Origin of the sequence: Agrobacterium sp. LAD9 (assembly GCF_003031125.1) — a bacterium.
GTDB lineage: Bacteria > Pseudomonadota > Alphaproteobacteria > Rhizobiales > Rhizobiaceae > Agrobacterium > Agrobacterium radiobacter.
In genome coordinates this window covers 160,805-185,947 of record NZ_PHGS01000006.1, presented here as the reverse complement: position 1 = coordinate 185,947, position 25,143 = coordinate 160,805, and the positions used below count along the sequence as shown (strand labels likewise).

Here is a 25,143-nt window from a genome sequence, read left to right as displayed (position 1 = left end):
CACTGTCGAAATTTGCCGGAAAAGCGCATGGTCAGCCTGATTTGTCAAGGCAAAGCACAAGATTGTCGCCTTGCGCCTGTCCTTTCCCCCGCCTTCGCTTTAGATAGGGTTCAATCCAGCCCGCCAAACCGAGTCGGCCCGCAATGAGCCAGATCAGACCTCTCATCCCGCTTCTCGTCACCGCCGGCATTCTGATCGGCGGCAACGGCCTGCAGGGAACCTATATCGCGCTGCGCGGCCTCTCTGAAGGGTTCTCGGCCAGCACCATCGGTCTCATCAGCGCCGCCTACAGCATCGGATTCGCGCTCGGCTGCATTTCGGTGACGCGGCTTCTGCGGCGGATCGGCCATATCCGCGCCTTCGCCACCATGGCAGCCGTCGCTTCCGCGGCATCGATCGCCATGCCGCTCATCATCCATCCCCTGTTCTGGATGTTGATGCGTTTCGTCATCGGCATTGCGGTCGCCTGTCTTTTTGCGGTGATCGAAAGCTGGATCAATGCGCAGGTCACGAATTCCAACCGGGCGCGCACGCTGTCCATCTATCGTTTCGTTGATCTCGGCTCCGTGACGCTTGCGCAATATATCATTCCCATTGCCGGCATCGGCGGGCCGGTGGTGTTTTCGCTGATCGCGATGGCCTTGTCTCTTTCGCTGGTGCCGATCTCGCTTGCCGACAAATCCAATCCCGCGCCGCCGAAGCAGATTCCCTTCAATCTTTTCGCCGTCTGGCGCATCTCGCCGCTTGCCGTGGTCGGCTGCGTGGCCGTCGGCCTCAGCATGGCGGCGTTTCGTAATATCGGCCCGATCTATGCCGAACAGATCGGCTTGTCCGTTACCGCCATCGCCACCTTCATGAGTGCGGGCATCATCGGCGGCGTGGTGCTGCAATATCCGCTCGGCGTCTATTCCGACCGTTATGATCGCCGCATCATCATTCTCGCCACTACCGCCGGTTCTGTTATCGTCGGCCTGTTCCTCGCCTTCTTCGCCGGCACGGACGAATGGAGCAACATCATCGGCGTCTTCATCTTCGGCGCCTTTGCGTTGCCGCTCTATTCCCTCAGCTCCGCGCACGGCAACGACCATGCGAAAGAGGGCGAACATGCGATGGTTTCCGCCGGGCTTTTGTTCTTCTGGTCGGTGGGCGCAACCGTCGGGCCGCTGCTCGCTTCCGTGCTGATCGACCAGTTCGGGCCGAAGGCGTTGTTCAGCTATACGGCCGCGATCCAGATCGTTTTCATCGCCTACACCATCTACCGGCTGCAGGTGCGCGAGGGCGTTCCGGTTGAAGAGAGGAACTGGCGGTTCCGCTCGCTTTTGCGCACCTCGGCCTATTTCCAGAAGCTCGCCGCCCCCCCGCCGCCCAAAAACGATGGGCCGGAGCCAAATCCGCCCGAGAAAAACGATCCTTGAGCCTTCAAAAGCGGGCTTTGTATTGACATGCGCCCGGCAAAGGGAAAGTAAGACGGATAATTTTCACGAGTGGCCATTTGCAATGATTGAAACGACTGCCGCCCTCGCCGAAGCCTGCACGGAACTGGCGAAATCGGAATTCATTACTATCGACACCGAGTTTCTGCGCGAAACCACCTTCTGGCCGGAACTCTGCCTCGTGCAGATGGCAAGCCCGACGCTTGAGGTGCTGGTCGATCCGCTCGCCAAGGGTCTGGACCTTGCGCCGCTGTTCGAACTGATGGCCAATCCCAATGTCGTGAAGGTTTTCCACGCCGCACGGCAGGACATCGAAATCATCTACCATCTCGGCGGGCTTATTCCCCATCCGATCTTCGACACCCAGGTCGCCGCCATGGTCTGCGGTTTCGGCGATTCGATCTCCTATGACCAGCTGGTTCAGAAGATCAAGAACGTGCAGATCGACAAATCCTCGCGTTTCACCGACTGGAGCCGCCGTCCGCTGACCGAAAAGCAGCTGGATTACGCGCTCGCCGACGTGACGCATCTGCGCGATGTCTATCTGGCGCTGAAGGCGCAGCTGGAGCGCGAAGGTCGCTCGCTGTGGCTGACCGAAGAGATGGACATTCTGGAATCGCGCGACACCTATGACATGCATCCCGACGATGCATGGCTGCGGTTGAAATCGCGCCTGCGCAAGCCAACGGAACTCGCCATCCTCAAATTCGTGGCCGCCTGGCGCGAGCGTGAAGCGCGTTCGCGCAACGTGCCGCGTTCGCGCGTCCTGAAAGACGATGCGATCTTCGAAATCGCCCAGCAGCAGCCGAAGGATGCCGAGGCGCTGTCGCGCCTGCGCACCATCCCCAAGGGCTGGGAACGATCCGCCTCCGGCACCGCCATCATCGAGACCGTGAATGCGGCGCTGGCGCTTCCGAAAGAGGAAATGCCGAAGGCTCCGCGCCACAGCCATGCACCGGAGGGTTCCGGCGCTGCCGTGGAGCTGCTCAAGGTTCTCCTGAAGCTGACGGCGGACAAGCACGGCGTCGCCGCCAAGGTCATCGCCAATAGCGACGATCTGGACAAGATCGCCTCCGAAGGCGAGAAGGCGACCGTTGCGGCGCTGACCGGCTGGCGGCGAGAACTCTTCGGTGATGTGGCCTTGAAGCTCATCAATGGCGAAGTGGCATTGCGTTTCGCCGGCAAGAAGGTCGAGGCGGTGGAGGTTGCGGCAAGCGAGGCGTAATCGCCCGCTGCTTTCTCCCCAATTTTGCCCGCATCGCGTCCCATCTCTTAACCGATGGTCGCGCGATTTGAGGGTATTGCCATGAAACCTGCCCACACTCTGCTGCTCGCCGCCCTTTTTACGGCGGCCGGCATTCTTCCCTCTCTTCCCGCCCGGGCCGCCGAAGAGAAGGTCGATCTTCAGGGCGAATGGACGACCGACTGCCTTAAGATCGGCAAGAACGACCGTCATGGCATCGTCACCCGCATCACCATTCGCGACAATCGCATGCACGCGGTCTCGCAGATCTATGCCCGCAGCGGCTGCCAGCAGCCCACGGTTCAGGTGCGTTATGAAGGCACGCTGGATGGCGGCCTGAAAGATCAGGACAGCCTGCTCTTTGCCCATACCGTCACCGCCATCACCATGACGCCGAATGACGGCGACGTCGTTGACCACTATAATCGCGACCCGAAAGGCATGGGCTGCGGCTTGAGCGGCTGGAAGGAAAACATTCCCTTCGATGTCGACGACCGCACCTGCGCCGCCATCGCCTTCGCCCGCAAGGGCGAAACCCTGTTCGACCGGGCGTGGATCGACGGTAACAAGCTGCGTTTTGCCGCCTTTCCCCTCAAATGGTCGAACCGCTCGCCGGACGACCGGCCGCAATCCCCGCTTGAAACCGTCTATTACAGAACATCCTATTAGACGTAGAGCGGCGGCGGTGCTGATTTTGCGGCAACGGCGCAACAGCCTTACCAATCCTTCATGCAACCTTACCGATTGCTCACTTTTTGCAGCGCTTTTTCCACACTAATGTCGCATATGACCTGAACAGAAGCTTCGCCCGAAGGGAGCGCGGGGCCTCCCCTTCCCGAGATCAAGAACCGACATGAAAAAATTGCTGCCCATTCTGGATTACGTGGTGCTGTTCGTTGCCGTGGCCGGCAGCGGCGTGGCCTACGCCTTTCTGGAATATGGCGGCGGCGCGCTGATCGGCGCGACCTATGCGCTCTTCGCCTGCGCACCGATTCTTGCTTTTGAACGCGGTTACATCATGCCCGGCCTGTCGCGGCAGGTCAGCGCTCTGCCCACACCCGCCTATATCGCCGTTGGTCTCATCATATACGCCATCCTCGTCTTTTGCGGATTCGGGCTTGGCGGCACCATCCTGTGGTTGAGCGGGATATTTCCCGGCACCTGGAAACGGGCGGTGCACGCCGAAGTGCAGACGCTGATCTTTACCCTCATCGTCTGCGGCATCATCGTCTTCATCATGCGCGTACGCGAGCTTCTCGGCCGCGATATCTTCATCGATCTCATTCTCGGTCGCTATCGTCGCCCCGTCAGCGAAGACCGCGTCTTCATCTTCATCGATCTCGTCGGTTCCACCTCCTTTGCCGAAACCCATGGCGACCTGAAAGCCCAGGAGTTTCTCGGCGAAATTTTCGCAAGTTATGCCGCGCCGGTCAGAAAACACGGCGGTGTCATCGACGATTATATTGGCGACGCCGCCATCATCACCTGGCCCTATCACATGGCGATCAGGCGGGCGGCCTGCGTGCGCTGCGTATTCGATATTCAGGCGACCGTTGAAAGCAACCGGGACATGTGGCTCTCCCGCTTCGGCGAAGTGCCGCGCCTGCGCTTCGCCATCCATGGCGGGCCGGTCATCACGGCGGAAATCGGCGTCGATCATCACAAGATCACCTATTTCGGCGATACCGTGAACACCACATCGCGTCTCGAATCGCTCAGCAAGATGCTCGGTCATCCGGTGCTCATATCGGCAGACCTCGCTCATCAGCTGGTGCTTCCGAAAGGCGTTCGCAGCGAATATCTGGGCGAACATGCCGTGAAAGGTCGTGGCCAGACGCTGGGCGTCTGCACACTAAGCCAATACCAGCCCCCTGTGGTTTGAGGGGTAAACGGCTGCAAAATGCCGCGCCGTTCCATTTACCGCTACGGCCGTCATCAAAATTCATCAAAGCTTCAAACGGCAATCACCTGCCTGTCATGCGACGACCCTATCGCCTCAATCCTATCTTCAACAGGTATTGAGAGGGGTCTCCATCATGAAGCACATTCTTTTTGCATCCTGCGCCATTCTTGCGCTCGCCTCCGCGTCGCATGCGGCGGAACAGGAGTTTCCGGCAAAGCTGGTCTCCCACGCCATCCTGCCGGCCAATACCATCATCGCAGCACCTGCTGACGCGCCTGAACATCTCAAGACCTCCGCCAAGTTCACGACCGCTGATCGCAAGCGCGCCGAAGGTCTCGGCACCGTGCCCGGCAAGGATGGCGTGCGCCTGACCGGCCTTTCCATGCCGTTCAACGGCCAGCCGATGCAGGGTTTTTCCGGCATCAAGTCCATGCCCGACGGCAGCTTCTGGAGCCTTTCCGACAATGGCTTTGGCTCCAAGCTCAATTCCAGCGACGCCATGCTGATGCTTCACCATCTGAAGTTCGACTGGGACGCCGGCAAGGTCAACGCGCTTGAAACCGTGTTCCTCTCCGATCCCGACATGAAGGCGCCTTTCCCCATCGTTCTCGAAGGTTCGAGCAAGCGTTACCTGACGGGCGCCGATTTCGACGTCGAATCCATTCAGCCCGTTGCCGATGGTTTCTGGGTCGGCGAGGAATTCGGTCCTTACATCCTGAAATTCACCCGTGACGGCAAGCTGACCGACGTGATCTCCACCAAGGCCGGCGACATCGAGGTGAAGTCTCCCGATCACCCCACTCTCGCCCTGCCCGGCAACCCCACGCAGAAGATGGCGGCCTTCAACCTGAAGCGCTCGGGCGGTTATGAAGGCATGGCGCTCTCCAAGGACGGCTCCAAGCTCTACGGCCTGCTGGAAGGCCCGCTTTACATGGCTGACGGCCAGGTGGAGAAGACCGAAGACGGCGCGACCGCACTGCGCATCATCGAGCTCGATACCGCCAAGAAGGAATGGACCGGCCGCACGTGGCTCTATCCGCTGGCGCAGGGCGGCGAAGCCATCGGTGACTTCAACATGCTGGATGACAGCACCGCGCTGGTCATCGAGCGTGACAATGGCGCCGGCACCGCCGACAAGGCCTGCGCCGACCCGAAGAAGCCGGAAGCAAACTGCTTTGCCGTGCCCTCCAAGGTGAAGCGCATCTACAAGATCGAATTCAATGACGCCAATGTCGGCAAGGCCGCGCGCAAGATCGGCTATATCGATCTTCTGAAAATCTCCGATCCGGACAACAAGAAGCGTCAGGGTGGTGGCAATGGCTATTACGACATGCCTTTCGTCACCATCGAGAATGTCGATCGCGTCGATGCCACGCATATCATCGTCGGCAACGACAACAACCTGCCCTTCTCGGCCGGCCGCGCGCTGGACAAGGCTGACGACAACGAGTTCGTCCTGCTTGAGGTCAAGGACCTGCTCGACGCGAAGTAAGACCACGGCCGCTGCCAATCGCCCTGGCAGCTGCAAATGATCCGGACGGAGCGCCCGGTAGACCAGATGGTCTGCATGGCGCTCCGTTCCGATTCTCGTATTCCAACCGAAACATGCTTGCGGAAAAGAAGACGTTTGATGCAGGACCACGCAGAGAGACTTTATTACGCCCTGAAGAAAAGCTGGTCGGGTGAGACCAGCAGCCTCTGGTCACGCGAAAACCCCGCCAGAGGACAAGGCAGCGTCACCGCGCTGGTGGTGCAGGATATTTTCGGCGGCGAGCTTGCCAAAACCGCCGTCAGCGGCGCCGACCATTTTTACAATATCCTTGAAGGCACCCGCTGGGATTTCACCTTCAGCCAGTTCGATATTCCTGTCGGTTACCAGGACAGACTTGCCAGCCGCACGGAAGCCATGGCGACGATAACGCCCCTGCAATATGCCTATCTCAGCGCCTGCATCCGGAAAGCACTGGGGCACGGCTGAGCCGTTTGCAAAGCAGTGCCAGCCCATTGCCGTTTCGCCCGCGAACCCGGTATGTGGTCAATCATTGCGCCATGCTTCAGCACCATCATTTCAATCTTTCCCGTAAAGCGGACACAATCCATGCGATAATATCGCTCAGCGAAATGGTTGCACCGACAGGAGAGACATTCGATGAGCGAGAGTTGCCCGGTTCTGACACCGGCGGAGCGGCAGGTTCAGGACATATTGCAGCGCAAGGAAGCGGCAATGATGGCCACCATTCACGCAGCGCTTGAGCGCGCCAGCAAAGAGGTCGCCGAGGCATTCCAGGCTGTCGATTCAGACATGCAGCCACCGCCCAGCGATTATTTTGTCGCTGTCGCTCATCAGCAGCTCTTCCTGCTGTTATGCGGTGCCGACCCGGAAACATTCAAGGGTGGAGACCCTGACATCGCCGGTCACATCATTCGAAACGCTCAAAACATCACCGAACACTACTGGAAGAAACGAGATCCCGCCGCCAATATCTCCAATGAGTGACATACGTCCGTAAAGACAGGATTTCGCTCTCCCACGCAAACCACATGATGCGCATTTACGAGTGAGCAGCTGGCTTTATTGAACCGCTTTGGCCGTCGTCACAGGCCTTTCATCATCCCCGGTTAAGCAGGCGCAAATCCGGAGGCTGGAATGGATTCGACCACACAGATCAAGCGCCCGAAAATCGCGGAAACCGTCATCCATGCGACGGCAAGCATAAGGGATTCGGACGTCGGCGAGTGCTGCGAAATTCTGGCGGATACCTCCCTGCACAATGTCGAACTCGGGAATTACTCCTATCTTGGACCCCGCTGCATGGTGGGTGACGCAATAATCGGAAAGTTCTGCGCCATCGCTGCAGAGGTCAGGATAGGCGCGCCGAACCATCCGATGGATCGGCCATCCATGCATCGATTCAGTTATTGCCCGGAATATTATTCTGCCGATGCCGTGCGCGATGACACCTTTTTCGACCAGCGCAAGCAGGATCGCGCCATTATCGGCCACGACGTCTGGATTGGTCACGGGGTTATCGTCCTGCCGGGCGTAACGGTCGGGGACGGGGCAGTGCTCGCCGCCGGCGCCGTCGTCACCAAGGATGTGCCGTCCTACACCATTGTCGGCGGTGTGCCCGCGAAAATCATTCGTGAACGATTTTCACGATCCATCGCCAAAAAGCTTACGTCCATCGCCTGGTGGGACTGGCCATTCGAAACGATCATGGCGCGGCTTTCCGATTTCCAGTCGAACGATATCGAAGCCTTTTGCGAGCGCTGGTCCTAGCCTGCGCCGCAAAACAGACATTTCTCGCTCGTTACTCGAATACGAATGCCAGCCGCTTGCCGGTCAGCTTCGCCAGCTGCTGCAAACGCCCGTCCAGCCGCTCGCCGGCGAAATCGCAATAATCGTGCGGCACCACGAATTCGAGATCAAGATCCGGATTGTCGGACTTGCGGAATTTCAGGTGGTCAACGACACCGGGCATCGAGGCCGAGAAAAGATAAACCACGCGCAGCAGGCCGCCGAGCAACTTGCCAAGTTCCTGCAACCGGTCGCCCGCCATCGCCGCGAGCGGCTCGGTGGTGCCGTTGTCGTTCAGACCCTCGAAGCGATAATAATTGGCGAGCGCAATATAGGCGCGGCCGGGATGGGTGATCGCCACGAAGGAGGAATGGGCGATGATGTTGAGCGCCTGCAGGCCACGATAATCCGGATGGGCGCGCCAGCTGATATCGGCGAGAAGGCAGGCCGCCTGCCGGTAACGGCTTTCCTCTTCCGTCTCGTCGACGCCGAAAACCGGAAAGGTGCGGCCGCTCCAGTCCGCCAGTTCGCGCGCATGTTCCGGCGAGCGGGCGCGCAGAATGGCAAGTTCATCAGCCGCGACCAGCAGCGGATCGGATTCACGCTCCGCTTCCGTCAACAGCGAATAGAGATAACCTTCGCGCACACCCTGCGCAGAGAAGGCGATCTTTGCCGGTTTCATCGCCTTCAGAACTTCGCGCATGGCGATGGCGCCAAACGGCAGAAGCGAACGGCGGTTCTTGGAAACCGCCTGCCAGGCCGGGTCCTTGCTGTCCCGGGAGACGATGACCTCCTCGAGAAAATTCAGCATTTCCTCGAGCGGCAATTCATAACCCTGCATCATGTGCAGCGGATAGCCTGATATTTCCATGTGCAGCTTGGCAATGTTTCGCCAGGTGCCGCCGACTGCATAGAAGGTGCGCCCCTCGCCCGCCGCCAACAGCTTCGCAAAGGATTTGACATGTTTTCTGGCGATGGTCGTCGCCTTTTCCAGCGAGCCATCCGACTGTTCCGACAGCCGCAGGCCGCCGAGCGGCAGGGTGATGCCCTGGCCGCAGCTCTTGCCCTTTATGTCGATGAGTTCGAGCGAACCGCCACCGAGGTCACCCGCGATGCCGTCTGGATCATGGAAACCGCTGATCACGCCATAGGCGGAATAAAGCGCTTCCTTTTCGCCTGACAACACCTCGATCTCGCAGCCGAGAATGGCTTCGGCCTCACGGATGAAATCCGGGCCGTTTTCCGCTTCACGCGCCGCCGCCGTCGCCAGCACATAAAGCTTCTGCGCCTGCGCCTGCTCGGAAAGTACATGAAAACGTCTGAGCGCCATCAGCGCCCGGCTGACGCCTTCCTCATGCATGCGGCCCGTCAGCGCCAGTCCCTTGCCAAGGCCGCACAGGACCTTTTCGTTGAACAGCACCGCGGGCGCGCGGGAAAGACCTTCATATACAACAAGACGAACGGAGTTCGAACCAATATCTATGACGGAAACGGGGGCAAGGCCGGTCAGCCGCCCCTGTGCTTCTGATCGAGTCATTCAGCCTGTTTCTTGCGGGACGAAATCAACCCGGCAATCAATTTGGGCGCACTGGATTTCAGGGCTTCACCACGTCCGGAAAGGCTGGGATTGGTCATGAAATAGTGCTGCGCGTTGAACGGTTCTTCGCCTTTACGCACCTCGATGCGCCTCGACGTTCCGTCCGCAAGTATCTCGTAGCTCTGCTGGTTGTCAATGAGATTGCCCAGCATAATCTGTGAAAGAACCTGCTCGTGCACCGTGGGATTGGTGAGCGGGACAAGCGTTTCCACGCGCCGATCAAGGTTGCGCGGCATCATGTCGGCCGAGCCGATATAGACCAGCGCCTTGTCCGACGGCAGGCCGAAACCATTGCCGAAGCAGAAGATGCGGCTGTGTTCGAGGAAGCGGCCGACGATGGATTTGACGCGGATATTATCCGACAGGCCGGGCACCTGCGGGCGCAGGCAGCAGATGCCGCGTACAACGAGATCGACCTCCACGCCCGCAGCACTTGCGCGGTAAAGGGAATCGATGATTTCAGGGTCGACCAGCGAATTCATCTTCATCCAGATCGCCGCCGGCGCACCGCGCTTGGCGTGCTCGATCTCTTCATTGATGTGCTTTACGATACGTGCGCGCAGCGTATAGGGCGAAATCGCCAGCTTCATGCCCTCTTCCGGCTCGCCGTAACCCGTGATGAAGTTGAAGATATTCGCCATGTCGTGGGCGATCTTCGGGTTGCAGGTGAAGAAGGACAGGTCGGTGTAAATCTTGGCCGTGATCGGGTGATAGTTGCCGGTGCCGAGGTGGCAATAGGTTCTGAGCTTGCCGTCCTCGCGACGCACCACCATCGACATCTTGGCATGGGTCTTGAGTTCGATGAAGCCGAAGACGACCTGCACGCCGGCGCGCTCCAGGTCGCGCGCCCAGCGGATGTTCGCCTCTTCGTCGAAACGCGCCTTCAACTCCACCAGCGCGGTGACGGATTTACCGGCTTCCGCCGCATCGATCAGCGCGCGAACGATCGGGCTGTCATTGGAGGTGCGGTAAAGCGTCTGCTTGATGGCGAGCACTTCGGGATCGCGCGCGGCCTGCAGCAGGAACTGCACGACCACGTCGAAGCTTTCATAGGGGTGGTGAACCACCATGTCCTTTTCGCGGATCGCGGCAAGGCAATCGCCGGCATGTTCGCGCACGCGCTCGGGGAAACGGGCGTTGTAAGGCTCGAACTTCAGGTCATCGCGCGGCGCGCGGACAATTTCCGAAATGGTGTTGAGTGCCAGAAGGCCAGGCAGAACGGCGACGCGATTATCCGGAACGCCAAGTTCATGCACCACGAACTGGCGCAGCGACTGCGGCATTTCGCTGTCGGTCTCGATACGGATCACCGAACCACGGCGGCGGCGCTTCAGCGCGCTTTCGAAGAAACGGACCAGATCTTCCGCCTCTTCCTCCACCTCGATATCGCTGTCACGGATGATGCGGAACGTGCCGAATCCCCGGACGGTATAGCCCGGATAAAGCCGGTGAATGAACAGGCCGACCACATCTTCAAGCGTGATGTAGCGGATGGCGTTTTTCTCATCAGGCAAACGAACGAAGCGGTCGAGCGCGGTCGGAAGACGCAACAACGCCGTCATCGGCTCGCGGCCGTTGACGCTGTCGAGTTGCAGGCCCATCGAGAAGCCGAGGTTCGGAATGAAGGGGAACGGATGCGCAGGGTCGATGGACAGCGGCGTCAGCACCGGGAAGATACGCTCTTCGAATTCCGTGCCCAGCCAGGTCCGATCCGCTTCGGAAAGTGCCGCCGGACGCACGATGAAGATTTCTTCCTTGGCGAGATATTGCTGCAGAACGGCAAGCGAAGCCTGCTGCTCCATCTGCAGATTGTCGATTTCCTTCAGAATATCTTCGAGCTGCTCGGCCGGCGTCTTGCCGTCGGGCGTCTTGACGGTGATCTTCTGACGTACCTGGCCTTCAAGACCGGCGACGCGGACCATGAAGAATTCATCGAGATTGGCGGCCGAGATGGAAAGGAAACGCAGACGCTCCAGAAGCGGGTGATCCGTGTTCAGCGTTTCCTCGAGAACGCGGCGATTGAACTGGAGCCAGGAAAATTCGCGGTTGATGAAACGCGCCGGGCTGTCCCAAAGGCTCTCGCCCTCAGTCACCGGCTGAACCTTGTTGAAGTCGTCCTGCGCGATAGCGTCCATTCCCTGTTCCATCCCCTGACCTATTTCCGTCCCGTGATCCTGCTGCATCGCGCGATCGTCCTTCTTGCCCGTATAACAGTTTGACGACGGAACTGTGACAGTCAATCGACGTCCAGTCCGCTATCCGCTCTCGCATTGTCCATCGCATTGAGGACCTCAGCTACCAGCGGACGTGTAATTCTCGTTCCACGCGCAAGCGCCAGCCGGTCGATCCGGTCCACGATCGTCTGCGCCGTATCGAGCGAACGCTCCATTCTATTGACGATGTAACCTATGAGTTTGTCATCCATGTAAAGCTGCCGGTCGGCGAAGAGTTTCACCAGCACCTGCGCGAGCAGCCCCTCGTCCGGTTCACCGGTTTCCACCACCGTCACGGCTTTCAGGCGAGAGCGCAGGTCCGGCAGCGTCACCGGCCATGCCGCCGGCCATTGCCGGCTGGTCATCAAAAGCGTCGTGCCGTGCTGGCGCACGCTGTTGATGACATGGAAGAGTTCGGTCTCGTCGAAACCGCGCCGGTCGGCATCTTCGAAAAGAACCGGTCCCGTTTCGGCCGCGCGCGCGGCATCCGCGCCGGCTTCGGGGTGAATGTCTCGCGCGTCGCTGATATTTTTCCAGATATTGGCGAGATGCGATTTTCCCGAGCCCGGCGGCCCGGCGAGCACGACGACGGGCGAGCGCCAGTTCGGCCACTCATCGATGAGGCTGACGGCAGCCGCAAGCGAGGCGGAGACGAGGAGATCGTCCCTGCCGGAAGCGGACTGGTGCGAGAATGCGAGCGGCAGCTGCTCGGCCTTCGACCGGGCATTGTCGGTTTTGATTTGGTCAGTCATCGTCAGCTCTGAGAGTCAACCTTGCCGGAGGATGTTTCCCCTTCTTCCGGGGCAGTATTTGTGTCCCAGGGAAGGTTGGCGGCATGCCCATGGTAAAGATCGCTTTCAAGATACCGCGACAAGGCGAAGCGGACAAGCACGCCGACCGCCGCCGCAGCCGGCACCGCCACGAGAAGCCCGACGAAACCGAAAAGCGCACCGAAAGCGAAGAGGGCGAACATCAGCCAGACCGGATGCAGGCCGACGCTTTTGCCGACAAGCTTCGGCTGCAGGATGTTGCCTTCGATGAACTGGCCGGAAAAGAACACGACGAGCGTCAGAAAGACATAAATATAGTCCGGCCAGAATTGCACGATGGCGACGCCGACGGCGAGGATGAGGCCGACCATGGATCCGATATAGGGAACGAAGCTGATGAGACCCGAAAAAAGGCCGATCAGCAGACCGAAATTCAAGCCCACCAGCGACAGGCCGACGGCGTAATAAACCCCGAGAATGATGCAGAGCGACCCCTGCCCGCGCACGAAACCGGCAATGGTCTTGTCCATGTCGCGGGCGATCTGGCGGACGGTATGGACATAGTCGCGCGGTATCCAGCTGTCGACCTTGTCGATCATCCGGTCCCAGTCAAGCAGAAGGTAGAAGGCGACGACGGGCGTTACGACCAGCAGCGACATGACATCGACCAGCGATTTGCCGGAATTCCATATCTGCGTCAAAAGCGTGCCGATGAAGCCTGCGCCCTCTGTCAGGAGCTTTGAAAAGTTCTCCTTTACCGAGTTGATCTGGCTGCTCACCCAATCCGGCAGGAGGTTGGTATCCGCGCCGGCGATAAGCTGCTGCAGCGACGAGATATATTGCGGAATGCGCGTGATGAATTCCGAGGCCTGAGCGGCAATCAGCGGAATGATGATGATGAGCGACAGTGCGAAGATCAGCACGAAGGAGACGAGGATGACGACGGTCGCCATCAACCGGCTCAAACCGCGCCGCTCCAGCCAGTCGGCCACCGGATCGAGAAAATAGGCAAGCGCCATGCCCGCCACGAAAGGCAGGAGAATGGAGCTGAAGACCATCAGGAAAAGGATAAAGACGGCAAGCACGCCGATCCAGAAAAACACCTGCCGACGCAGGTTCATACCACTCACATGGGGTTGCATCCGTTTATCCTTTGTCGCCGTACCGTCACTGCCCATGATGGAGATAGGATGGGCATGTGCACATGGTCAAGACCGGCGCTTTGGCGCGACCGCAGAAGGAGACTGCCCGCACAGCGATATAATCCCTCATTTCCGGTCAACCCCTCGCAACGGCAGGTTGACCGGCGGAAAATATTAGACAACTATCAAATATTGCCGGGCGGGCCAGCGTCGCCCCTTCACGCCCGGTGGCCGGAGGCACGATGCAAAGTACCAGTGAAAATGGCATCGCGGACTATAATGCCGGTCTCTTCGATAATCCCGAAGTTGCCGAATGGTACGACAACCAGCAGCTTTACCCCGCCGAACGCATCATTCTCGATCAGTTCCGCCATGCCTATGCGGGCAAGCGGCTGCTGGATCTCGGCGTCGGCACCGGCCGAACGACGAAGCCGCTTCTACCGCTGGTGGGTGAATATATCGGTATCGACCGCTCGCAGCCCATGCTTGCGCTTGCGCGGCGCAATTTTCCCGCTGCCACGTTTCTGGACATGGACGTGCGGGCGATCGACCAATTCGGCGCGGAGCGTTTCGATTGCGTGCTCGGCGCGCTCGCCATCTTAAGCGCCTTCGGCCATGAGGACCGGCTTGCCATCATCAATGCCGTCCGAAGCATTCTGTCACCGGGCGGTTACTTCATCTTTTCGTTTCATAACCGGCAATGGAAGCGGGCTGGCGGCATGCCGCTGCATCGGCGTTCCTGGCACCCGCGCGAGGTGGTGAATTCGCTGCATCCGCAAAGCTGGATCAACTATCTGCGCCTGCAGCCTCAGACAAGGCGGACGCCGGAATATGCAATTCTCGCGGATCAGGCGCACCGCTGGAGCGGCCTGTTTTATTTCATCGACCTTGCCGCCCAGACCCGGCAACTGGAAGCGGCAGGCTTTGAGATCGTCGCGCGTTACGGCGAAAACGGTCGGCCGATAGAGGAAAATTCCGATACCTCCAATGACGGCCTGCTCAATCTCGTCTGTCGCGCCGCTCCGCAGCCATCGTGAGCACTCAATCCGGCAAGCCCCGCCAAAGCCGTTAAAAACCGGAGCTTTTGCCACTCAAACCCTTGCATCAGGCCCCGTCCCGTGCGAATGGCGACGCCAAAGGAACCAGCGGAGACGAGAGCCATGAGCCAGTCGGGCAAGAACGGTCTTACCTATAGTGATGCAGGTGTGGATATCGACGCCGGCAACCTGATGGTCGAAAAGATCAAACCGGCGGTGCGTTCGACGCGGCGTCCCGGCGCGGATGGCGAAATCGGCGGCTTCGGCGGCCTGTTCGATCTGAAGGCCGCAGGCTTCACCGATCCGGTTCTGGTGGCCGCCAATGACGGCGTCGGCACCAAGCTGAAGATCGCCATCGACGCTGACTACCACGACACCGTCGGCATTGATCTCGTCGCCATGTGCGTCAACGATCTCGTCGTCCAGGGCGCAGAACCGCTGTTCTTCCTCGATTATTTCGCAACCGGCAAGCTGGACCCGGATCAGGGTGCCGCCATCGTTTCCGGCATCGCCGCCGGTTGCCGCGAATCCGGCTGCGCGCTGATCGGCGGCGAAACCGCCGAAATGCCCGGCATGTATTCCGAAGGCGACTACGATCTCGCGGGCTTTGCCGTGGGTGCTGCCGAACGCGGCCAGCTTCTGCCCGCTGGCGATATTTCCGAAGGCGACGTCATTCTCGGGCTCTCTTCCTCCGGTGTTCACTCAAACGGCTTTTCGCTGGTACGCAAGATCGTATCGGTTTCCGGTCTTGGCTGGGACGCCCCTGCTCCCTTCGCGGATGGCAAGAAGCTTGGCGAAGCGCTGCTGACGCCGACCCGCATTTATGTGAAGCCGCTTTTGAAGGCGATCCGCGAGACCGGCGCACTGAAGGCGCTGGCGCACATCACCGGCGGCGGTTTCCCCGAAAACATTCCGCGCGTTCTGCCCAAGCATCTCGCCGCCGAGATTGATCTCGACGCGATCAAGGTTCCGGCCGTCTTCTCGTGGCTCGCAAAAACCGGCGGCGTCGAGCCGAAGGAAATGCTGCGCACCTTCAATTGCGGCGTCGGCATGATTGTGGTCGTTTCGGCTGAAAATGCCGAAAAGGTCACCGACGCCCTGACGGCGGAAGGCGAGACCGTCTTCCCGCTCGGCCGCATGGTCGCCCGTGAAGAAGGTGCACACGGTACGATCTACAAGGGCACTCTCGGCCTATGATGAGCGCCGCCTTCTCGTCCGGCCGCAAACGCGTCGTCGTTTTCATTTCCGGCAGCGGCTCCAACATGGTGTCGCTGGCCAAGGCCTGCCAGGCGGTGGATTTTCCGGCGGAAATCGTCTGCGTGATTTCGGACAAGGCATCTGCGGGCGGGCTGGAAAAGGCACGGGATCTCGGTATTCCGACGCTGGTCTTCGAACGCAAGACTTATCCCAGCAAGGCGGAGCATGAGGGCGCCATACTGGCCGCACTTGGCGAGATTGCGCCCGATATCATCTGCCTTGCCGGTTACATGCGACTGATATCGGGGGATTTCATTGCCCCCTATGAAGGCCGCATCATCAATATCCACCCTTCCCTGCTGCCGCTTTTCCCCGGCCTGCACACCCATCAGCGCGCCATCGACAGCGGCATGAAGATTTCCGGCTGCACCGTGCATTTCGTCACCGAAGGCATGGATGAAGGCCCGACCATCGCGCAGGGTGCGGTACCGGTTGTTTTCGGCGATACGGCCGACACCCTCGCGGCACGGATCCTGACAGTCGAGCACCAGCTCTATCCGCTGACCCTGAAGCAGCTTGCCGAAGGCAAGGTGCGAATGGAAGACGGCAAGGCGGTCTTCACCGGCAGTGAAAGTAGAACTGAGTATTCCAACCTCATTTCCGCCTCCTGATAGAGTTATTCCTAAAGTACAAAAATACCTGAATTGGTATTTTTGTAAAAATAAACCGATCATTTACCATAATCACCTTTAATGCTCGCAGCGGCCCCTATTTCGGGCCCTCCGGTCATTCAGGAGCGATTATGCCATTTTCGAGATTTTCCCTGCCGCTTTCGGTTGTTCTGCTGGCGGGCGCCAGCCTGCCTGTCGCGGCTGAGCAAAGTGGCATTACAGCCTCAGTGGATGCCGGCGTTCTCAATCTTCGAGCAACGGAAACCGTCCATATCGGTGGCCGCAAGCTGAGCGAACTCGAATGGGAAACCAAAAACGCCGTGGCATTGCGCGGCTCGCTCGGGCTTGAACTTGCGCCCGGCTGGCGCGTCAAGGCGGAAGGCCGCGTCGGCTTTGAAGGCGATGGCTACATGACCGACTATGACTGGGTCTGGCCTTTTTCCAGAGACAGCTCCAAGGACAATTGGAGCCACCGTTCTCAGCATGACGACACGCGGCTCGACCATTATTTTTCGGGAAACCTCGAACTCAATCGCATGTTGCTGGACGATCCGCAGCAATATCTCAGCGCCGGCGTCGGCTTTCGTTATACGGATGTGCAATGGTCGGCCTATGGCGGCAACGCCGTTTACAGCGTTTTCTCCCCCCGTGATCTCTCGGGCAAATTCAAGGATGGCCTCAAGGGAATCACCTATCGCCAGCAAATCCCTGTCTTCTATGGCAACCTGACGGGCGGCCAGAGGTTCGGCAACTGGTCGCTCAACGTTGGCCTCGAAGGTGGCGCCATGGTCTACGGCAAGGCGACGGACGATCACTGGCTGCGCGATATGCGCTTCACCGACAAATTCGACGTTGCCGGCATGTTCGGGGTGAAAGCGGGCGTCGCCTATGACCTGACCGAGAATGCCTCGATCTATCTCGATGGCGCGTATGACTATACCAGTCTCGGACGCGGAGACACCCACTATAGTGGCGCAGGTGCCGGAGGCCTATCATCGGAAAAGAATGCCGGCGGCGGTGACTTGCAGTCGATTTTCGTGGGGATGGGCGTCAAAGGGCGCTTCTAGTATTGACGACTTCACCCGAAGGACAAGTTTTACCAGATACGCTCGGATAACCCCGCCCTCAAAGCCGGGCGCGGTTTAACATCGCCCATTGCAGGAGAATGATCGTCTTGGAATCGGTGATTTCACCCGATGTGATCATCGCAAAGGCCTCGTCCAGTCCGTAGGTCAGAACCTCCAGATCCTCGCCTTCGTCCTCCAGCCCGCCGCCGCTGCCGGCCTGCACGTCGAGATCGATGCGGGCGACGAAGAGGCTGACCTTTTCCGTCAGCGTGCCGGGGCTGGCATACATGTCGAACAGATAATCGACCTTTTCGACCGCGTAGCCGGATTCTTCCATTGCCTCGCGGCGGATGGCATGCGCCGCATCGTCATCATCGAGAAGCCCTGCCGGCACTTCGACCATGAAGCTTGGGTCGCCGTTCACGAAAGCGGCGGGGCGAAACTGGCGCACCAGCACCACGCTGTCGCGCTTCGGATCGTAAAGGAGAATGGCGGCCGCGCTGCCGTGGTCGTGGACTTCCCGGACAATGCGGATCGTTTTACCATCAGGCATGCGCTGGTCGAAAACGAGCTTCTGCATGTGCACGAAGCCCTTCCACACCGTTTCCTTTTCCACCAGCCGGATTCTGCCCGCGTCCGTGTCGGCCGGAACGTTTTTCGCCTGCGTCTGTGTCACCGGATATGTCCTTGCCTGTCGTGGGATTTCAGCCTGCCCGTGTTGCGGCGCAATATCAAGCCTCGCGGCTCTCATCGTCGCGGCGGAGCCACACCTTGTTGTCGTGGAATGCCGCGCCGCCATAAGGCGCAACGGCATCGGCGCCGGTCAGCACATTGATGCCCTCGCCATCCAGATGCGCCTTGTTGGGCCACAGCCCTTCGGCAATCAGCACGCCCGGTCTTGCTCCCTCCACGATTTTCGCGTGGAGCCGCACTTCACCACGGCCATTGCCGATGCGGACGACGTCGCCATCGGCGATACCGTTACCGGCGGCATCCTCGGGACAGATCATCAATTCCGGGCGGCCTTCCTTCTGCACGGAGGTCTTCGTTTCCGCGAAGGTGGAGTTCAGGAAATTCCGCGCCGGCGATGTCGCCAGCCGGAACGGATGATCGCCATCCACGGTTTCGATGACGTCGACCTGATCCGGGAATTTCGGGAATTGCGAGACCGGCCCCATGACGCCGATGTTTTTCGGCGGCTTGTTCGGAGATGGCCCGGTCGCCCATTCGGGGCTGAAACGGAATTTGCCGTCACCGTAACCGAAACCTTCGAGATAGTGCGCCACCTCGAAGGAGGGCTGCGCATCGATCCATTTTTCTTCCGCCAGCGTGTCGAAATCGCCCCAGCCGCTGACTTTGAGCATACGGTCGACATGATCACGGGCCGAAAGGCCAAAGCCCGGCATATGGTCGACATCGAGACGTTTCGCCAGTTCTTCGATGACGAAGAGGTTGGTGCGCACCGTTTCCGGCGGCTCCACCAGTTTCGGACCAAGCAGAATGTGGTTCTGGCCGCCGGCGCGGTAGATGTCGTCATGTTCAAGGAACATGGTGGCAGGCAGCACGATATCGGCCACCTCAGCCGTTTCGGTCATAAATTGCTCATGCACGGCGACGAAGAGATCGTCGCGCAGGAAACCCTGTTTCACCAGCCGCTGTTCGGGCGCGACATTGACGGGATTGGTATTCTGGATCAGCAGCGCCGTCACCGGGCCGCCGTGGCGCAGCGCTTCAGCGTCTCCGGTCAGCACGCGGCCGATCTGTGACTGGTCGAGCTGGCGTACCTCGGGGTCGGCGTAAGAGCTGCCCATCAGCTCCGACTTGTTGAGCCGGAAGATATCGCCATTATTGTGGAAAGCGCCGCCGCCCTCATATTGCCAGGAGCCGAGGACGGTGGCGATGGAAAGGGCCGCATGCATGGCGACAGCGCCGTTGCGCTGGCGGGCAAAACCATATCCAAGCCGGAAGAAGGTCTTTTTCGTGGTGCCGACCAGCCGGGCGAAATCCTCGATCTCGTCGACGGAAAGACCGGTGATTTCCGAGGCCCATTGCGGCGTCTTCGTCTTCAGATGCGCCTCAAGCCCGGCCGGATCATCGGCGAAGCGCGCCATGTAATCACGATCCGCATACCCGTCACGGAAGGCGATGTGCATCACGGCGCAGGCGAGCGCAGCGTCGGTGCCGGGGCGGACAACGAGGCGCATATCCGCCTGTTTCATGGTCGGATTGTCGTAGATATCGACCACGACGATCTTCGCGCCGCGCTCCTTGCGGGCTTTCACCGCATGGGTCATGACATTAACCTGCGTGGCGACCGCGTTGGTGCCCCAGATGACGACGACATCGGCCTTGGCGATTTCGCGTGGATCGGGGCCACGCAGTGCGCCGGTGCCCATCACGTAGCCGGTCCAGGCCATGTTGGTGCAGATCGATCCGAAGAAGCCGGAATATTTCTTGGCGTGGCGCAGCCGCTCGATGGAATCGCGCTGCACCTGCCCCATGGTGCCGGCGTAGAAATAGGGCCAGATGGCTTCGGCGCCGTGCCGCGCCTCAGCCTTGACGAAAGCATCCGCCACCTCGTCCAGAGCAGCTTCCCAGGAAATTTCCTGCCAGTCGCCCGCCCCCTTCGCGCCCTTGCGGCGCTTCGGGGTCAGCAATCGGCCGGGATGATAGATGCGCTCGGAATAACGCGCCACCTTGGCGCAGATCACGCCGGCGGTGTAAGTATTGGCGTTGGCCCCGCGCACGCGGCCGATCCGGCCATCGGCATTGATGTCGACCTCCAGCGCGCAGGCGCTCGGACAGTCATGCGGGCAGACCGTGTGTCCGATACGGACTTCGGGCTTCGGGGCGGCTTTTTCAGCGGAAATCGGGGTCGCAACGTTCATGTCTTTTGTATATTGCATCAACGATGCGGCAAAAAGGCCGAAGTGACGTCCATCAAGAATATTCATCCTGACCATTCACCCCGATAAGCCGCAAGCGAGACATATCCATGAACTACCGCCACATCTATCACGCCGGCAATTTCGCGGATGTCCTCAAACATGCCGTTCTTGCCCGCCTCGTGCGCTACCTGCAGAACAAGGACAAGGCATTTCGGGTGCTGGACACTCATGCCGGCATCGGTCTTTACGACCTGACCTCGGAAGAAGCGCAGAAGACCGGCGAATGGCAGACCGGCATCGGCAAGCTGATGGAGGGTGATCTGCCCGCCCCCATTGCCGAATTGCTGGAGCCCTATCTTGACGCCGTGAAGGAACTGAACCCGGAAGGCGGCGTGAAATTTTATCCCGGTTCGCCGAAACTCGCACGCATGCTGTTTCGCCCGCAGGACCGGCTTTCGGCAATGGAACTGCACCCGGATGACAGCCGCGCTCTGGCACGGCTCTTCGAGGGCGATTATCAGGTTCGCGTCACCGAGCTGGATGGCTGGCTGTCGCTCGGCGCGCATCTGCCGCCGAAGGAAAAGCGCGGCCTCATCCTCGTTGATCCGCCGTTCGAGCTTGAGAATGAATATCAGCGTCTGGCCGATGGCCTGAACAAGGCCTATCGGCGTTTTTCCACCGGCACCTATTGCCTGTGGTATCCCCTGAAGAAAGGCGCACCGATCAAGGACTTCCATGAGCGGCTGCAATCCTTCGACATTCCGAAGATGCTGTGCGCGGAACTGTCAGTCAGAAGCGACCGGCTGGACGGCCTGAGCGGCTCAGGCCTCATCATCGTCAATCCGCCCTATACGCTGAAGGACGAGTTGCACACGCTGCTGCCTTACCTGAAGACAACGCTGGCGCAGGACAGGTTCGCCTCGCAGCGCGCGTTCTGGCTGCGCGGCGAGGAAAAGCCGGAAGAAAGCTGAGGGCTATCTCAACCCTTCCCTTTTCTGCGCCGCCGCAAGCTGTGATCGTTCGAAGAACAGGATCACGAACAGCGCCATGATGAAGGGGATGATGAGATAGAACAGCCGGAAGACCAGCAGCGCCGCGATCACATCCGCCGGGTTCATATCCGGCAGGCCGGTGACGAAGACCAGCTCCAGCACCCCCAGTCCGCCCGGCGCATGCGAGATGAGCGCCGCTGAGAAGGAAACCAGAAATATGCCGAGAATAACCATATAACCGGGATTTCCGGCTTCCGGCAGCGCGAAATAGATGATGCCCGCCGCGCCGATCAGCTCGATCGGGCCGATGACGAGTTGTTGCGCAACAAGCTTCGGCGCGGGGTAAGGCAGCACGAAAGAGCCGATTTTCAGGGGCTTCAGCCTGAGCAGGCTGCCGAGAACATAAAGCCCGACAACAAGAAGCAGCAGGACGCCCGTGGTCGTGGAGGCTTCGACGGGCAGGATTCCGGTAAACCGTTCGGTGATGTCGGGCTCGTAAAGCAGCACCATGCCGATGAGCATGATCGTGCCGATGAGGAAGGTGAAGGAGCAGAGCCCCACGAGGACGCCCACTTCCGCGACACTCAGTCCCTTGGACGTATAAGCCCTGTATCGCACCACCGCTCCCGAAAACACCGAAGCTCCTACATTGTGGGACAACGCATAGGTGGTGAAAGAGGTGAGCGTGATGAAGAACCAGTTCACCTTGCGGCCAAGATGCTGCAGCGCGATGCGGTCGTAACCGGCAAGCGCGGCATAGGCCAGCAGGGTCGCAAGGCCAGAGCACAGCCAGTCCCGCACGCGAATGGCTTTCAGGCTGTCCCAGAGATCATCGAGCGACAGGCCACGCAATTCGTGAAAGAGCAACCAGGCGGAAAAACCGATCGTCGCAAAACCAACGACGGGCCAGATGTATTTCTTGAATTTCATGCGGTCATGCCGCCTATTACCCCCAGCCCTGTTTCCGTCTTTTGCGGAAGATTCGTTCGACTCTATTCGTTATGCGGCGAAGCTTTCAACCTTTTTGCCCGTTTGCCTCGTTCACAAATTTATGTAAGACCGGATCGTCGCCCGACGGCGGTATGAACTGGTCCAGTTTCCGGGGAACGTACACGGAATGAAACGTTACGCAGGTTTCATCGCCTTGGGTCTTCTATCGCTTGCGGCGCTGTGGTTTGCACAGGAAAAACCCGCCCCGAAAGGACCCGTGAACGATCAGCAGGCGCAAGCCTCACCGCAATCCGCGGGACACCCGCAGCAAGAAACACCACGGAGAAATACGGGCAATAATCCGGCACCTCGCGGAACGGGTTTCGATTTCTACGTGCTTTCCTTGTCCTGGTCTCCGGCCTTCTGCGCCAGTTCCGAAGGCTCGGGTAACCGTCAGCAATGCGGCAGCGACAGGCGTTACGGTTTCGTCGTGCACGGGCTTTGGCCGCAGAACGAAAACGGCTATCCCGAATTCTGCCAAAGCAGCGAGCCTGAGCGTGTTCCTGACGCGATCGGCCGCAGTATGTTCGATATCATGCCGTCCATGGGCCTGATCGGCCACCAGTGGCGCAAGCACGGCTCCTGCTCCGGCCTGTCGCAGAGGGACTATTTCTCGGCAACGCGAGCCGCCTTCGAAGCCGTCCGGCTGCCGGAAAAGATCGCCTCGGGCGCCGCGGCCTCCACACTGTCCGCCGACGCCATAGAAAACGCTTTCACCGACGCCAATCCGGGCCTGTCGAAACGCAGCATCTCCATCAGCTGCGACGGCAAACGCCTTGAGGAAGTACGCATCTGCCTCAACCGGGACATGACGTTCCGCGATTGCCCAGAGCTTGACCGCAAGGGCTGCCGCGCCAACGCCGCAGAAATCATCCCCATTCGCTAGAGCGCATCGAATGCGCTCTATTTCTCGTCTGTACACATTTTCCAGACATAAAACCGCTATCCAGTTTTACTGAATACTCCAGTCCCCAGACGACAACCCATAGGACCTGACCATGGAACTGCTTTACTCGCCCGCCTCCCCCTACTCCGCCAAGGTGCGCATGGCCGCCCGCCATCTCGACATCGACATCACCTCGGTACGCGTCGACACCAATGCCGAGCCCGCAACGCTGATGGACAACAATCCGCTCGGCAAGATTCCCGTCCTGCTTCTGGATGGAGGCGGCTCGGTCTATGACAGCGTGGCGATCATGCACTATCTCGACCGTCTTTCAGGCGGCAAGCTCTACCCGAAAAAGAACGGCAAGCGCACGGATGTGGAAATTCTGGAGGCGCTGTGCGACGGCGTCATGGATTGCCTGCTCGCCATCGTTTACGAGCGCCGTTTCCGCCCGGAAGACAAGATCCATCAGCCCTGGATCGACAAGCAGTGGAGCAAGGTGGTACGCGGACTTGATTATCTCAACGCCAACCTGCCGAAAACCGGCAAGAAGCTGCATGGCGGCCATTTCGCCCTTGCAGCGATGATCGGTTATCTCGACCTGCGTTTTGCGGGTGAATGGGCCGAAGGGCGCGATGCGCTGGCCGCTTGGCCTGAAACCTTCGGCAAGCGTTTCGAAGCCTACACGGAAATGAAGGCCGCCGCCTGAGGTTAGCGAAAGAACAATGCCCGGCCTGATCGCCGGGCATTTATTTCGGCGGTATGCCGCAAAACAAAAAAGCCGGGGCGTAAACCCCGGCTTTTCTTTAACCGATCCGAAAAGGATCAGAACTTGACGCCGATACCGGCCTTGACCGAGTGATCGTCGAAACCACGCGAGAACGCGCCGGAGTCGAGACCGTAGTCCTTCTTCTGGTAGTCGCTGTAGCGATATTCCAGACGGGCGGTGATGTTATCGGTCACCATGGCTTCTACACCGGCACCGACAGTGTAACCGAGGGCGGTGGCGCTGTCCTTGGAGGTCGCGTCACGTACCTTGTTGTCGGAGACAGCAAGACCAGCCGTACCGTAAAGCAGGAACGGGTTCATGTCGTAACCAACGCGGCCGCGCAGCGAGCCGTTGACGCCCTGCTTGCCTTCGATGGCGTTGCCGGCAACCGTACCGGCAGAACCCTTCTCGTCGCCGAGGTTGACGTCTGCTTCGGCGCCGTAAACGATCTGGCCGCTCTGCATGTTGTAACCACCGTACAGACCGCCGCCGAAGCCCTTGGCGTCACGGCCGTCATTGCTGGAGCTGAAACGGCCCCAGTCATAGTTGACCGTACCACCGAGGTAAGCGCCGGACCAATCCTTGACCGGTGCGGGCTGGTCGTAGGACACCGGTGCCTGCGGCACTTCATTTACGGCGTCAGCGGCGTGAGCAGCCGAAAAGCCGGCGGCTGCCATGGTCGAAGCCATAAGGGTTGCTACGAAAATACGCATGCTATTCTCCTTTCAGGACCGCTCTGCACTCAAAACATTGTTTTCAGACGCGGCATAATTCGTCGGGTTAATCGCCCCTCTGGAAACTGAACTTGATGGGAGAATGCGGAGATCAAAGAGCCAAAATGTGAATTGTTTGGGGCAGAGGCGTGACTAGAATTAGACGTTGCCTAATTGCCACAAGGGTTTTATTAACCCTAACAGAAGCCTAACCAGCAATAGATCGCCTTTAAACTTAGTTATATTCAAATTAAACCGAAATTGCATTGTGAATAAAAAATCGCCCAATTCTTTTGGGGCTGACGGACAGCTTGCGATTTGCATTTATATCCAG

At 59.4% G+C, this 25,143-nt stretch carries 23 protein-coding genes; 15 read left to right on the top strand and 8 right to left on the bottom strand.

Going from position 1 to position 25,143, the window contains the following annotated elements:
* Nucleotides 1-143 precede the first annotated feature (143 nt).
* The 8 genes from DA915_RS05835 to DA915_RS05800 all read left to right on the top strand — a co-directional run bounded on the left by DA915_RS05835 (nt 144) and on the right by DA915_RS05800 (nt 7,859).
* The gene (locus DA915_RS05835; protein WP_099085497.1) at nt 144-1,415 is read left to right on the top strand and encodes an MFS transporter; all 1,272 of its coding nucleotides are present in this window, start codon (nt 144-146) and stop codon (nt 1,413-1,415) included.
* A gap of 82 nt (nt 1,416-1,497) precedes the next feature.
* Nucleotides 1,498-2,658, top strand: coding sequence for a ribonuclease D (rnd, locus tag DA915_RS05830; protein ID WP_020810430.1), 1,161 nt, complete (start codon nt 1,498-1,500; stop codon nt 2,656-2,658).
* 81 nt (nt 2,659-2,739) lie between these two features.
* The gene (locus DA915_RS05825) at nt 2,740-3,345 is read left to right on the top strand and encodes a hypothetical protein (protein WP_162708944.1); all 606 of its coding nucleotides are present in this window, start codon (nt 2,740-2,742) and stop codon (nt 3,343-3,345) included.
* A 184-nt stretch (nt 3,346-3,529) separates the two neighbouring features.
* Nucleotides 3,530-4,558, top strand: a complete 1,029-nt coding sequence (locus DA915_RS05820; RefSeq protein WP_003502174.1) for an adenylate/guanylate cyclase domain-containing protein — start codon at nt 3,530-3,532, stop codon at nt 4,556-4,558.
* Between the two features lie 154 nt (nt 4,559-4,712).
* The gene (locus DA915_RS05815; RefSeq protein ID WP_107675358.1) at nt 4,713-6,071 is read left to right on the top strand and encodes an esterase-like activity of phytase family protein; all 1,359 of its coding nucleotides are present in this window, start codon (nt 4,713-4,715) and stop codon (nt 6,069-6,071) included.
* A 138-nt stretch (nt 6,072-6,209) separates the two neighbouring features.
* Nucleotides 6,210-6,557 carry a hypothetical protein gene (locus tag DA915_RS05810; protein ID WP_003502169.1) on the top strand — a complete coding sequence of 116 codons (348 nt, stop codon included), beginning with the start codon at nt 6,210-6,212 and terminating at the stop codon, nt 6,555-6,557.
* A 171-nt stretch (nt 6,558-6,728) separates the two neighbouring features.
* Complete coding sequence (locus DA915_RS05805; protein ID WP_087743738.1) at nt 6,729-7,076, top strand: hypothetical protein; 348 nt, start codon at nt 6,729-6,731, stop codon at nt 7,074-7,076.
* Nucleotides 7,077-7,226: 150 nt separating this feature from the next.
* On the top strand, nt 7,227-7,859 hold the full coding sequence (locus tag DA915_RS05800; protein WP_107675357.1) for a DapH/DapD/GlmU-related protein: 633 nt from the start codon (nt 7,227-7,229) through the stop codon (nt 7,857-7,859).
* Nucleotides 7,860-7,890: 31 nt separating this feature from the next.
* Here the strand turns inward: DA915_RS05800 and ppx are convergent, their stop codons facing one another.
* From ppx to DA915_RS05780, 4 genes are read right to left on the bottom strand one after another with little or no spacing between them, the layout of a single operon-like run.
* Nucleotides 7,891-9,414 (bottom strand): exopolyphosphatase, encoded by a 1,524-nt coding sequence (ppx, locus tag DA915_RS05795; RefSeq protein ID WP_003502164.1) that lies wholly within the window; start codon nt 9,412-9,414, stop codon nt 7,891-7,893.
* The gene (locus DA915_RS05790) at nt 9,411-11,714 is read right to left on the bottom strand and encodes an RNA degradosome polyphosphate kinase (RefSeq protein WP_371412705.1); all 2,304 of its coding nucleotides are present in this window, start codon (nt 11,712-11,714) and stop codon (nt 9,411-9,413) included. The genes ppx and DA915_RS05790 overlap by 4 nt, the downstream gene beginning before the upstream one ends.
* Nucleotides 11,711-12,439, bottom strand: a complete 729-nt coding sequence (hdaA, locus tag DA915_RS05785; RefSeq protein ID WP_003502161.1) for a DnaA regulatory inactivator HdaA — start codon at nt 12,437-12,439, stop codon at nt 11,711-11,713. Before hdaA ends, DA915_RS05790 begins: the two co-directional genes overlap by 4 nt.
* A 2-nt stretch (nt 12,440-12,441) precedes the next feature.
* A complete protein-coding gene (locus DA915_RS05780) occupies nt 12,442-13,599 on the bottom strand; it encodes an AI-2E family transporter (RefSeq protein ID WP_035212361.1) in 1,158 nt (385 codons plus the stop codon).
* Nucleotides 13,600-13,841: 242 nt separating this feature from the next.
* Between DA915_RS05780 and DA915_RS05775 the strand changes: the two genes are divergently transcribed.
* The 4 genes from DA915_RS05775 (at nt 13,842) to DA915_RS05760 (ending at nt 17,571) form a co-directional block, all read left to right on the top strand.
* On the top strand, nt 13,842-14,636 hold the full coding sequence (locus tag DA915_RS05775) for a class I SAM-dependent methyltransferase (RefSeq protein WP_060726135.1): 795 nt from the start codon (nt 13,842-13,844) through the stop codon (nt 14,634-14,636).
* Nucleotides 14,637-14,759: 123 nt separating this feature from the next.
* Nucleotides 14,760-15,833 carry a phosphoribosylformylglycinamidine cyclo-ligase gene (gene purM, locus DA915_RS05770; RefSeq protein ID WP_107675356.1) on the top strand — a complete coding sequence of 358 codons (1,074 nt, stop codon included), beginning with the start codon at nt 14,760-14,762 and terminating at the stop codon, nt 15,831-15,833.
* A complete protein-coding gene (purN, locus tag DA915_RS05765; RefSeq protein ID WP_003502154.1) occupies nt 15,830-16,504 on the top strand; it encodes a phosphoribosylglycinamide formyltransferase in 675 nt (224 codons plus the stop codon). Before purM ends, purN begins: the two co-directional genes overlap by 4 nt.
* 131 nt (nt 16,505-16,635) lie before the next feature.
* On the top strand, nt 16,636-17,571 hold the full coding sequence (locus DA915_RS05760; protein ID WP_099085502.1) for an omptin family outer membrane protease: 936 nt from the start codon (nt 16,636-16,638) through the stop codon (nt 17,569-17,571).
* A gap of 58 nt (nt 17,572-17,629) precedes the next feature.
* Here DA915_RS05760 and DA915_RS05755 read toward each other — a convergent pair whose 3' ends face one another.
* Nucleotides 17,630-18,247 carry an NUDIX domain-containing protein gene (locus DA915_RS05755; protein ID WP_107675355.1) on the bottom strand — a complete coding sequence of 206 codons (618 nt, stop codon included), beginning with the start codon at nt 18,245-18,247 and terminating at the stop codon, nt 17,630-17,632.
* Between the two features lie 55 nt (nt 18,248-18,302).
* The gene (locus DA915_RS05750; RefSeq protein WP_192886420.1) at nt 18,303-20,525 is read right to left on the bottom strand and encodes a molybdopterin-dependent oxidoreductase; all 2,223 of its coding nucleotides are present in this window, start codon (nt 20,523-20,525) and stop codon (nt 18,303-18,305) included.
* A 41-nt stretch (nt 20,526-20,566) separates the two neighbouring features.
* Here DA915_RS05750 and DA915_RS05745 point away from each other — a divergent pair, with 41 nt between their 5' ends.
* Nucleotides 20,567-21,430 (top strand): 23S rRNA (adenine(2030)-N(6))-methyltransferase RlmJ, encoded by an 864-nt coding sequence (locus DA915_RS05745; protein ID WP_003502135.1) that lies wholly within the window; start codon nt 20,567-20,569, stop codon nt 21,428-21,430.
* Between the two features lie 3 nt (nt 21,431-21,433).
* Here the strand turns inward: DA915_RS05745 and DA915_RS05740 are convergent, their stop codons facing one another.
* Nucleotides 21,434-22,381 (bottom strand): lysylphosphatidylglycerol synthase domain-containing protein, encoded by a 948-nt coding sequence (locus DA915_RS05740; protein ID WP_080866056.1) that lies wholly within the window; start codon nt 22,379-22,381, stop codon nt 21,434-21,436.
* A 187-nt stretch (nt 22,382-22,568) separates the two neighbouring features.
* On the opposite strand from DA915_RS05740, the gene DA915_RS05735 reads away from it, so the two are divergent.
* Nucleotides 22,569-23,327, top strand: a complete 759-nt coding sequence (locus DA915_RS05735; RefSeq protein ID WP_107675354.1) for a ribonuclease — start codon at nt 22,569-22,571, stop codon at nt 23,325-23,327.
* Nucleotides 23,328-23,439: 112 nt separating this feature from the next.
* On the top strand, nt 23,440-24,036 hold the full coding sequence (locus DA915_RS05730) for a glutathione S-transferase (RefSeq protein ID WP_107675353.1): 597 nt from the start codon (nt 23,440-23,442) through the stop codon (nt 24,034-24,036).
* Nucleotides 24,037-24,152: 116 nt separating this feature from the next.
* On the opposite strand, the gene DA915_RS05725 is transcribed toward DA915_RS05730, so the two are convergent.
* The gene (locus DA915_RS05725; protein WP_003502127.1) at nt 24,153-24,809 is read right to left on the bottom strand and encodes an outer membrane protein; all 657 of its coding nucleotides are present in this window, start codon (nt 24,807-24,809) and stop codon (nt 24,153-24,155) included.
* Between the last annotated feature and the right edge of the window lie 334 nt (nt 24,810-25,143).